The following is a 10,218-nucleotide window of genomic DNA, read 5'->3' on the forward strand; positions in this document are numbered from 1 at the left end:
GTCCGGGCGCTTCGGGAGGCCTGGGCCCCGCTCGATGTGACGGTCGAAGAAGGGTTGAGGCACTTGTCGACGCTCTGCTCGATAGAGATGACCGTGAAGAACCATCCATCGTGCCTCAAGATCCCACGGCCACGGGAAACATCACGACACTTATTGAAGGCCCTCAAGGTGAGCATGCCCCTCGCCCTTCCGCACCGGGAGGTTCGTGTAGTCACCAGAAAAAAGCTGACTGAAAACAGAAATCTCTCTTGAAGTCCAATACGTTATTGATACCGGGAGCACGTGGCTAAGAGGTGAACATCCGCTCTAGCGCTCCAGCTCTGACCCACTGGGCTCTTCACCTCGCTCAGGCTCCGATTGCGAAATCCTGTGCACGGCTCATCGCTGCCGTAGTTCGCAAACTATCGCTTTACTATGTACTAATGCCTCGGAGCCAGTCGCCTGGGCTACGCCACACTCGTTTCCGCTTGTGGGTCCCCAGCGCTTCCCGCGATGTTCGCTCCGAAAAAGTCCTCGCGGCCCGCGCTAACTCACGGAGAGAAAGAAGCCATTTCGGAATCGATCGGCTCGATTAGCCAGGCCGGATTCTGATGCATAACGAGGAGAGCCGATGCCTGGACTACGGAGGCGTACCTCGTGGTACGTCAGAGTAGGACAGGCTGAAGGGCGGCGAAGTTAGGCGCGAAAGGCGGCCTGGCTAACTGCGAAGTCTGTCGAGGGTTTCGAAGTAGGCCTCTATGCGCGTCCTTATCTGCGTTTCCGAGTAAAACCTGGGATCGCCCATATCGCTTTCGAAGACGAGCGCCGGAAGCCCGGTTCGTTTGGTGAGCACCTCTTTGAGTGTCGGCACGGCAAAGGAGACAGCCTTGCAGCTGCGGTTCATGAACATGATCATGCCGTTCATGTCGTATTTCTTGAAAAGCTCCATGGCCATGTCCGCCCTGTCTTCCAGGGTCGAGTTGGAAAAGCGATTAAGGTAATTCTCGGCTAACGTCACCAGAGGATCTTTGTTGAGGTCGAAATCGAAGCTCCAGGCGTGAACGTAGAGTGACGTAAGGATCACGCCGCCATAGGAGCCGAGAAGTTTTGCGTGGTCGCTGAACTTGAACCAGACCGGAAGATTTTCCCAGTAGAGGCGATATTTCTCGTTTTGTAGCACGCCTATGCCCTTATCGACTTTCTCCTGTATCTCGTCGCAGAGCGTCTGGTAGTAGTCGACGCATTCAGGCGTGCCTCTGCGGTAAACGGTGATCGCCATCCCGATGAGCGCGTCAAAAATGCTGATGGGTGAGGGTTTGTACTGGGCCATGTCGAGAAATTTCTTGTACAGCACGCTTGCCTGGGCCGAGTACTTCATTACCTCTTTCAGGCGATCATAATCGAACTTCTTCTTGGTGATCCCTTCCATCCAGTTGATCAGCTCTTTGAGCTCCATCACGCAGTACTTGATGATCTCTTCCCGTGCCTTTGTATTTATGATCCATTCGGGAGTGTCGAAGACGAACATAGGAATGTTCCGCCTCCTGGACAGCACCTGAAACCATTTTGTAAGTGTGAAGCACTGGGCGTTGCAGGCCATCAGTACGTCGGGATCGGGAATGCCGCCGGTAGCGGTTTTTCCTGTTTCTCTGTAACCCAGGTCTGAGCGGGCATACGCGCAGAGATGGCTGGTATAGCCGAGGTTCTCTGTGGCTGTGGACAACTCCGTACCCATGCGTGAGGTGAGGCAGGCCACCGCATGATTCTCCGGGTATATGGGGACTATATCATGCGCAACGAATAGCTCCACCGGGGAAATCGCGGTGGTGTAGCCTACCAGTTTTCCCAGGTCGTGTGCGTGGAACGCTTCATCCATATACTCTTTCGTGATCTTTTTTGAGAGATCTTTGGATTTCGGCTTTTCGGTCGTCGGCTTATCGCTCATAGGGTGCCCCCCTTCAAGTATTGGGACTGACGTCGCCCCCTTCAGTGGCAAAGCCGCCACCCGCACGGCGGGTACCTCGGCCCTCCCCCTCTCGGGAGCAGTGCTCGCTAGTGAAGAGATTCAAAAAAGGCCTGTAACCTCGTCCTCACGTGGGAGAGGGACAGGGTCTGATACTCCGTTACCAGCACGTGGAACGGTATGCCTTCCTGCTTTATCGCCTTCTTCAAATCAGGAAGGTCATACTCTTCCGATTCGCAGAACTCGATGTGCACATAAATTACGGCCTTGGCATTGTGCTGCTTGTAGAGTTCCTTAAGCGCTTTAACGTTCTTAAATACGTCGTCGTGGATGGGCGAGTAAAAGCCCCGCTTGAAGTGGCGCGCGGTCATGCCTTCGATGGGGTTCAGGCTCTCATCCACCATGCCCTGAAGGTAACGCTTGCCGGTGACCAGAGTATCTGCGACGATGTTGAGCTTGATCTCGTCAAAAAGATCGAAGATCTCCAGGGGGTCGCAGGTGATGCCGGTGAGAATTACGTCTGTGTACCCGGGGTCGAATTTAATGGTAAGACTGTCCCTTAAGTTCCTCAGGGTCTGGTTAAATTCTTTCTTATCCACCTGCATGGAAAGCTTCATGAGGGAAAAGAGTGCTTTATTGGAGAGCGTTGCAGGAGCCTTTCTCTTTATGTCGTAAAGTTCGTTCAGAAGTTTCTTGTTCTCGTTGTGGAGCCGGATCGACTGTCTGAGGTCCTCATCCGTAACATTTTTGCACGTCCAATTGCAGAGAGAGGAGATGAGCCGTTCGGTCTCTTTCTTTACCCAGTAACGGGCGCTCTCGCGGTCCACCTGGCGTGGCAGGAGAATATTCTCGACGTACGTGTCAGGAAAGTTAATTCTCCATATATCGCACATGTGCTGCGTCGTATCGCAAACCTGCGGCATGACAAATCCATCGAAGAGATCAGTCTCATAACTGAGCGCAAGCTCCAGGTTGCTTCGGGCAAGAGAACAGGCATTGTCGGGCAGCAGGCTCGGCGCTTTTTTGAGTGGGCGGTGTGTACCCAGGAGCGTGACAGGCAGCGCGTCAAACGCGTAGATCACTTCCTCAGGCACGTCTGCGAGCGTGCTCCCCACAACTTTCTTCCCGCTCGATTTTTTCCATTCCCGTATCGAGGCATAAGGATCCCTTGCGTAATCCACCACCTTATTGAGGTCAAGATTCTCCCACATAGTGCCTCCAGAGCGTTTGTGAAAGTTTTACTTTGCTGCCATAGGCTAACGCGTGCCCGTTTTGTTGTCAATTGTTTTATACTATCTTTTGCATACAGATTGTTGCATACAAATTTCCACGGCGAATTTCTGGACCAGGGACGGCCGTCGGTATGTGGTAGCGAGTCATGGCCGATTTTAAATTCATGGGGCGCGCTCTGCGCCATCGTAACTATCGACTCTTCTTCGGAGGCCAGGGTGTATCTCTCGTAGGCACCTGGATGCAGCAGGTAGCCCTGAGCTGGCTTGTCTACCGCCTCACCGACTCAGCGCTTCTTCTCGGGCTCGTCAGTTTTGCCACACAGTTTCCGACATTTCTGCTTACCTCCCTCGGGGGAGTGCTGGCAGACAGGTGGCACCGCCTTCGCCTACTCATAGTGATCCAATCTCTGGCGGCTATTCAGGCCTCAACCCTAGCCTTGCTGACACTCACCGGCCACATAGTCATCTGGCACATATTTGTTCTCGGCATCTGCATGGGTGTTATCACGGCATTCGACGTCCCGACAAGGCAGTCCCTCGTCAGTGATATGGTCGAAAAGCAGGAGGACCTCGGGAATGCGATAGCGCTCAACTCATTGATGTTTAATGGGGCGAGGCTTGTAGGCCCGACTATCGCAGGGTTGCTTTTGAGCGTTGTCAGCGAAGGCGTCTGTTTCATCCTCAACGCATTAAGCTTCATGGCGGTGATCGCTGCTCTCGCCGCAATGAAGATGCCTCATCTCACGGCAAAGCCGAGGAAGGAAAAGATTCTTCTCGGCTTGAAGGAGGGATTCGAATACGGGTTCGGGTTCAAGCCCATCAGGTACTTGCTGATGAATCTTGCCCTCCTCTCTCTGGCGGGCATGCCCTATACTGTACTGATGCCCGTCTTTGCAAGGGATGTGCTGGCTGGAGGCCCGCACACGCTCGGCTTTCTCGTTGCGATGTCAGGGGTAGGGGCTCTCATCAGTGCAGTCTACCTCGCATCGCGCAAATCTGTTATCGGCCTGGGGAAGCTGGTGGCCCTGGCCGGCTTTATTTTTGGGTCTTCCCTTTTCTTATTCTCGCTTTCTCGCTATGTGTCGCTTTCTCTTCTCTTGAGTCTCTGCACGGGCTTTGGTTTCATGAGCGTCATAACCTCGACCAACACGATCCTCCAGACCATAAGCCCGGAAGACAAGCGAGGGAGGGTGATGAGTCTCTACACCATGGCATTCATGGGGATGACGCCTTTTGGAAGCCTGATTATAGGTGCTCTGGCCAACAATGTGGGGGCTCCCCGGGCAGTCACCATAGGCGGAATCATTTGCATTCTCTCTTCCTACCTTTTTTTCTCCAGGCTGCCCGTCTTCAGGAGTCTCATCCGTCCTATCTACATAGAAAAGGGCATCCTCAGCGAATTGCAGTAAGGCGCGGTCTCTTGACAGTGCCTGTTGCATACAGCATACTTTAGCGCTCATGAAACGCTACAGCCTTCACCGCGACACATCAACCTACAAGCAGCTTATAGACTATGAAAAAGAGCTGAATGAGGAGCAGCTCCAAGTGGTCACCGCAGAACCCGGTCCCATACTTGTCATAGCAGGTGCCGGAAGCGGCAAAACAAGGGTAGTCACATACCGGGTGGCCCGTCTGCTCGAGAAGGGAGCCTCCCCCAACAGCATCCTTCTCCTGACATTTACAAACAAGGCAGCCAGGGAGATGCTTCACAGGGTCGAGCATCTCGTAAAGATCGATACGCGTTACATCTGGGGTGGTACTTTCCACCACATAGGCAACATGGTTTTGCGCCAGAATGCTCGCAGGATAGGCTATCACGGTCACTTCACGATACTTGACAACGAAGACGCAAAGGACCTGATAGAAGTTGTGACAAGGGATGCGAACATCGACCGTAAAGAGAGGCGATTCCCGAAGGGAAACGTGTTGAAGGAAGTATTCAGTTATGCAGCCAACACGATGATGTCGCTGGAAGAAGCGATCCGGGAGAGGTTCCCTTACTTCGTAGATATTCTTGAGGAGATCACGCTTCTGGCAAGGCGATATGAGGAGAAGAAGAGGGCCATGAACGCAATGGACTTTGATGACCTCCTTGTGTTCTGGCACAGTATACTGAAGGAGGACGAATCTCTGCGCCAATTCTACGCTTCGACGTTCAGCAACATACTCGTCGATGAATACCAGGACACGAACAGAATACAGGCAGAGATTGTGGACTTCATGGGCTTGATCAACCGGAACGTAACCGTGGTGGGAGACGACGCGCAGAGCATTTATTCATTCAGGGGGGCAAACTTTCAGAACATCCTCGAATTTCCGCGTCGCTACCCCGAGGCAACAATATTTAAGCTCGAAACGAATTACAGGAGCACGCCCGAAATACTGGGTCTCGCCAACAATTCCATTGCGCATAACCTGAATCAATTTGAAAAGAGACTGAGAGCGGTAAAGAGGCCCGGTCCCACGCCGGTACTCACGCCCGCCCGCGACGTCCTGCAGCAGGCTGAATTCGTGGCCCAGAGGATACTGGAACTCAGAGATGAGGGCGTTCCTCTCGATGAGGTGGCTGTCCTCTACCGGGCACACTATCACTGCATGGAATTGCAGATGGAGCTGACTCGGAGGGGTATCCCTTTTGAGGTGAGAAGCGGGCTGCGCTTTTTTGAGCAGGCGCACATCAAAGACGTGGTTGCGCACATGCGGGTGCTGGCTAACCCGACTGATGAGATTTCCTGGAAGCGCATACTTAAGATGGCTCCGCACATAGGGAAAAAAACCGCAGAACGGGCCTATGAGTACCTGAAGAATGCAGACGATCCCATCCGCCTTTTTATAACCAGGGAAATAGGAGAGCGGCTGAAGAAGATATCGCAGAATGTTCTTGATTCCTGGTCAAGACTCTTCGCCGAGCTTGAGGGGCTTAAGGATCGTGAAGCTCTCTCTGATATGATATCCGCTGTACTGGAACACGGGTACACCGATTACCTGAAGCTCAATTATCCCAATTATGAATCCCGTCTTGAGGATCTGACGCAGCTTATGAATTTTTCCACAAAGTACCAGTCACTGGATTCTTTCTTGAGTGAGCTCTCGTTAATGGGGGGCGTGAGCGGCGAAGAGGTGGTCTCTGCCGGCTATGAGGATGAAAGGGCCGTGCTGAGCACCGTGCACCAGGCAAAAGGCCTTGAGTGGAAAGTCGTCTTCATAATCTGGGCCGCCGAAGGTAGATTTCCCAATCCAAAGGCGCTGGAGGAGGGCGCGCTTGAGGAAGAGCGCAGGCTTTTTTACGTGGCAAGCACGCGCGCCATGGATCAACTCTATCTCTGCTACCCGCTCACCGTTTTTGATAAGCAGATAGGACTTGTTATCCTGAAGCCATCGCGCTTCATATCGGAACTGAAGGCAATCCATTACGAAGAATGGCAGATATCAGATTTTTGACACAATCCTCCTAGGCCTAATCGTGCCCTCGCAAAAAACTCGTCTTTAGACACAGGCAGCTCCTAGGCACACTTTTTGCTTGGAGACCCGTGTATCATCATGTCCTTGAGAGGTTGCGGATACGATTTACGCGTTGGTGTTTGTGCAGCGCTTGTTGCGCGGTGGGAGTCAGACAGGGAGAGGGAGAGATGGTAGGAAAAATTTTCGCATGGCTGCTCGGCCTGGCACTCTTTAACTTCGCCCTCTTCAGTGTCTGCTTTTTCTGGACGGAACTGGGTAAACCCATAATTACGACCAAAGGGATGGTGCTGGCGCTGCTCCTGGCAACCCTTCTCTGTATCCCTCTTGCTATCATTCATTATGTGGAGTACCGCAAAAAAGAAGGTTACAGGAAGCTGAGAATGAGGCAGAGGGTCGAAGCTGCGGCCCAGCAAGGGCAACAGAAAGAGATCGGTATCGATTTTTAGCGTTTACTTTTTTTTCTGCTCCTCTCTCTTGATCCGCTTGTTGCTCTTTTATTCCCTCTAATCGCCTCTTCTATTTCTTCGAGCGTGAATTCGATCCCTTCTGCGAAACCGACAAGGTTACAATGACTTGCGTAGTCCATCGTCTCTTCGTATTCCTCTATTAGTTTCTTTGTATACTTCAGTTTCTCACGTAAACGCTGCTTCAACTCTGCCAGATACTGCGCGTCGTCCATCTTTATTCTCCTGATTATCCGGTCAGCGAGGCTGACGGGAAGGCTGTTCCCGACATAGTACTTTGCGCTGCAAAGAAAGGCAACCTTATTCTCGCTTATCCCTCGCTTGGCCCTGCTTGCTTGACCCCACGACGCCGGTTCGCCTATACTCCTTCCACGAAGATGATCTGCATCACTAAGACATGGGACTCGACATTGAGGATCGGCCAGTGAGCAAAGCGTCGAGGGATTTTCAGGTCTTTGCCAAGCCGATCGGTGCAGCCTGCAACCTGAACTGTCAGTATTGCTACTACCTGAACAAACAGGAAGCGTATGGAAAAGGCGAAGTCTTTCGTATGCCCGACGATATCCTTGAAACCTATATCGTGCAGCACATTGAAGCCTGTCCCGGCACACGGGTCGGCTTCTCATGGCACGGAGGGGAACCCACGCTCCTCGGGATCGAGTACTTCCGCAAGATCGTAGCGTTGCAGCGCAAGCACAAATCTCCTGATCTGTTGGTTTTTAATGGGATTCAGACAAACGGCACTCTTCTGGACGAGGACTGGTGCCGCTTTCTCGCTACGGAACATTTCGGCGTGGGCCTCAGTTTGGACGGGCCGAAGGAGATGCATGACCGGTACCGCCTCAGCAGAACCGGTGAGCCGAGCCACGAGCGAGCGGTGCGCGGATTTTCACTTCTGACACAGCACGGAGTTCCTTGCGATGTACTGTGTGTGGTGCATGCGCAGAACGTAGCCCACCCGATTGAGGTTTACCGTTTTTTCAAAGATATCGGAGCCAGGTACATCGGATTTCTCCCGCTGGTCGAGCGCGAGACCGGCACTGCAACAAGTGTGAGTTCCCGCAGCGTTCCTGCCGAAGCCTTAGGGACTTTTCTCTGCAGTATCTTTGACGAGTGGATCAGTGAGGATGTCGGGCGCATGCATGTGCAGCTATTTGATGAGGCAGCCGCCGAAGCCTTAGGGCAGGAACACAGCTTGTGTATCTTTCGGAAGGAGTGCGGTGATCTCCCGGTCATCGAACACAACGGCGATTTTTTTTCATGCGATCACTTTGTGGATCAAGAACACCGCCTGGGAAATATCCGTGAGACGCACTTGGTTGAGCTTCTCGAAAGTCAAGCCCAACGGGCATTTGGGCAGAGTAAGTCGCGCGAGTTGCCGCGCTGGTGCCGGACGTGCGAGGTTCTTGCGATGTGCAATGGCGGGTGCCCGAAGGATCGGTTTCTTAAGGCCCCGGACGGTGAGAATGGTCTGAATTACCTCTGTGCGGGCTACAAACAATTCTTTAAGCACTGCCGGCCTTTCCTTGACCAGCTTGCCGCTCTGGCACGTACGCAGGACGCTGGGAAAGAATCACGGCCAGTATCGGTACGGGGCACACCAACTGAGGGCAGAGTGAAAGCAGGACGCAATGACCCATGCCCATGCGGAAGCGGACTGAAATACAAGAAATGCTGCGGCAGGTAATGCTGCGCTCGAGAAAGGTCCGCACGGCCTCAGATAACCCGAGATTGCCCGAGCCAGAAATGGCGTCTTTTGTAATTCCAAGCGCTAGAGGGGGTTAGGTTTTCAGCTTCTCCTTCAGAAAAGCAATTGTCCGGCTCCAGGCGAGCTGGGCCGCCTCCTTGTTGTAGCGGGCTGCATTCGTATCGTTGTTGAAGGCGTGCTGAGCGCCTTCATACATAAAGAGCTTGTAGTCCACGTTAGCCTTTTTCAGGGCCAACTCGTACGCGGCTATGCCCTTGTTGATGCCTTCATCGTTACCCGCATAATGAAGCAATAGAGATGCCTTGATCTTGGGGACCGCGTCGGATGCGGGCTGTCTACCATAGTACGGAACAGCTGCAACCAGATCAGGAGAGTTAACTGCAAGCTGGTTAGCCATTCCTCCTCCCCAGCAGAACCCGATCACGCCCACCTTCCCGTTAGAGAGCGGACGGGTTTTCAGATACTTGACCGCAGCAACAAAGTTATTTATCGTCGAATGTTCATCCAGTTTGCCTATCGCCTCTATGGCCTTGCTTTCGTCTGGCGGGGTTCCACCGACAGGTGACAACGCATCTGGAGCCATCGCCATGAAACCTTCAACCGCAACTCGCCGCGTGACGTCCTGAATATGGGGATTGAGACCTCTGTTTTCATGGATGACCACAACGCCCGGCAGCTTTGCATCCCCCTTTGGCCGCGCGAAATAGGCAGTAACTTCTCCCGTTGCACCGGGATACTTGATCAACTCGGTAATAAGGCGAGGATCGTCTTTGGGAATAACTTGCGCTCCGGCGGTTCGTCCTTCAAACAGGGAGAGCAGAGCATCAGCCGCGACAACGCCCCCTGCCAGAACAGATAATCGCTTCAAGAATTCACGACGATCCAGCAGCCCCGAACTGTATTGGTCATGTAACGTGAGAAACTTCCTGTCCATAATTGTTCCCCCTTTCTTGATCACCGCTCAGCCCTGTCTCTGTCACATTTTCAGAGCGTAGCGCTGTAACGCTTTTTTGAGTGTATGAAATAAAGATAAATTATGTCAACAACAAACAGCGTGGCTGTCAGAAGGCACGGGATGCGTGGGTCAGGCCCGGGAGGGACCCTTGAACGGAGGGGAGGAGAGACTTAAGCTAATCATTGGACGGCAGAAAGCGCAGACGAGGGGTAACATGGATATCGCCGGCAAGAGACGAGCTGCAATTGTCACCGATGTGCAGTGCTGTTTCACAACGTGGAAACATGGATCGCTCGCAGTGCCGGGATCGGATGAATTGTACGTAAGGTCTGTTGAGGCTGCCACGCGGCTTCTCAGGTCAGAAGGTTTTTTTGTCCTGGCGACACAGGACTGGCATCCTCCAGACCATATTTCCTTTGCGAAGAATCATCCCGGCAAAGAACCCTTTGACACGA

At 53.0% G+C, this 10,218-nt stretch carries 10 protein-coding genes; 6 read left to right on the forward strand and 4 right to left on the reverse strand.

The window, feature by feature from the left end:
- The coding region (locus VMT71_07430; GenBank protein HVN23786.1) for a hypothetical protein at positions 1–252 on the forward strand (252 nt) is incomplete at its 5' end.
- Between the two features lie 445 nt (positions 253–697).
- Here VMT71_07430 and VMT71_07435 read toward each other — a convergent pair.
- Positions 698–1,924, reverse strand: coding sequence for a 2-hydroxyacyl-CoA dehydratase family protein (locus VMT71_07435; GenBank protein ID HVN23787.1), 1,227 nt, complete (start codon positions 1,922–1,924; stop codon positions 698–700).
- A 107-nt stretch (positions 1,925–2,031) separates the two neighbouring features.
- Positions 2,032–3,153 carry a 2-hydroxyacyl-CoA dehydratase family protein gene (locus VMT71_07440; GenBank protein HVN23788.1) on the reverse strand — a complete coding sequence of 374 codons (1,122 nt, stop codon included), beginning with the start codon at positions 3,151–3,153 and terminating at the stop codon, positions 2,032–2,034.
- 167 nt (positions 3,154–3,320) lie between these two features.
- Here VMT71_07440 and VMT71_07445 point away from each other — a divergent pair, with 167 nt between their 5' ends.
- The 3 genes from VMT71_07445 to VMT71_07455 all read left to right on the forward strand — a co-directional run bounded on the left by VMT71_07445 (position 3,321) and on the right by VMT71_07455 (position 7,082).
- Positions 3,321–4,583 (forward strand): MFS transporter, encoded by a 1,263-nt coding sequence (locus tag VMT71_07445; GenBank protein HVN23789.1) that lies wholly within the window; start codon positions 3,321–3,323, stop codon positions 4,581–4,583.
- A gap of 49 nt (positions 4,584–4,632) precedes the next feature.
- Entirely contained in the window at positions 4,633–6,615 is a 1,983-nt protein-coding gene (locus VMT71_07450; GenBank protein ID HVN23790.1) for an ATP-dependent helicase, read from the forward strand.
- Between the two features lie 188 nt (positions 6,616–6,803).
- Entirely contained in the window at positions 6,804–7,082 is a 279-nt protein-coding gene (locus VMT71_07455; protein HVN23791.1) for a hypothetical protein, read from the forward strand.
- Here the strand turns inward: VMT71_07455 and VMT71_07460 are convergent.
- The gene (locus VMT71_07460) at positions 7,079–7,315 is read right to left on the reverse strand and encodes a hypothetical protein (protein ID HVN23792.1); all 237 of its coding nucleotides are present in this window, start codon (positions 7,313–7,315) and stop codon (positions 7,079–7,081) included. The genes VMT71_07455 and VMT71_07460 overlap by 4 nt on opposite strands.
- 209 nt (positions 7,316–7,524) lie before the next feature.
- Here VMT71_07460 and VMT71_07465 point away from each other — a divergent pair, with 209 nt between their 5' ends.
- Positions 7,525–8,787 carry an anaerobic sulfatase maturase gene (locus tag VMT71_07465; protein ID HVN23793.1) on the forward strand — a complete coding sequence of 421 codons (1,263 nt, stop codon included), beginning with the start codon at positions 7,525–7,527 and terminating at the stop codon, positions 8,785–8,787.
- Between the two features lie 94 nt (positions 8,788–8,881).
- On the opposite strand, the gene VMT71_07470 is transcribed toward VMT71_07465, so the two are convergent.
- Positions 8,882–9,742: a dienelactone hydrolase family protein gene (locus tag VMT71_07470; GenBank protein HVN23794.1), complete on the reverse strand. Its 861-nt coding sequence runs from the start codon at positions 9,740–9,742 to the stop codon at positions 8,882–8,884.
- Positions 9,743–9,911: 169 nt separating this feature from the next.
- Here VMT71_07470 and VMT71_07475 point away from each other — a divergent pair.
- A partial coding sequence (locus tag VMT71_07475; protein HVN23795.1) for a hypothetical protein occupies positions 9,912–10,218 on the forward strand: 307 nt, incomplete at its 3' end.

Source organism: Syntrophorhabdales bacterium (genome assembly GCA_035541455.1).
Classification (GTDB): Bacteria; Desulfobacterota; Syntrophorhabdia; order Syntrophorhabdales; family WCHB1-27; genus JADGQN01.

What these genes read in the sequence shown, in the direction of transcription:
- VMT71_07450 (HVN23790.1), top strand. Translation starts at nt 4,633, where the DNA reads ATGAAACGCTACAGCCTTCACCGCGACACATCAACCTACAAGCAGCTT.
- VMT71_07445 (HVN23789.1), top strand. Translation starts at nt 3,321, where the DNA reads ATGGCCGATTTTAAATTCATGGGGCGCGCTCTGCGCCATCGTAACTAT.
- VMT71_07460 (HVN23792.1), bottom strand. Translation starts at nt 7,315, where the DNA reads ATGGACGACGCGCAGTATCTGGCAGAGTTGAAGCAGCGTTTACGTGAG.
- VMT71_07455 (HVN23791.1), top strand. Translation starts at nt 6,804, where the DNA reads ATGGTAGGAAAAATTTTCGCATGGCTGCTCGGCCTGGCACTCTTTAAC.
- VMT71_07435 (HVN23787.1), bottom strand. Translation starts at nt 1,924, where the DNA reads ATGAGCGATAAGCCGACGACCGAAAAGCCGAAATCCAAAGATCTCTCA.
- VMT71_07470 (HVN23794.1), bottom strand. Translation starts at nt 9,742, where the DNA reads ATGGACAGGAAGTTTCTCACGTTACATGACCAATACAGTTCGGGGCTG.
- VMT71_07440 (HVN23788.1), bottom strand. Translation starts at nt 3,153, where the DNA reads ATGTGGGAGAATCTTGACCTCAATAAGGTGGTGGATTACGCAAGGGAT.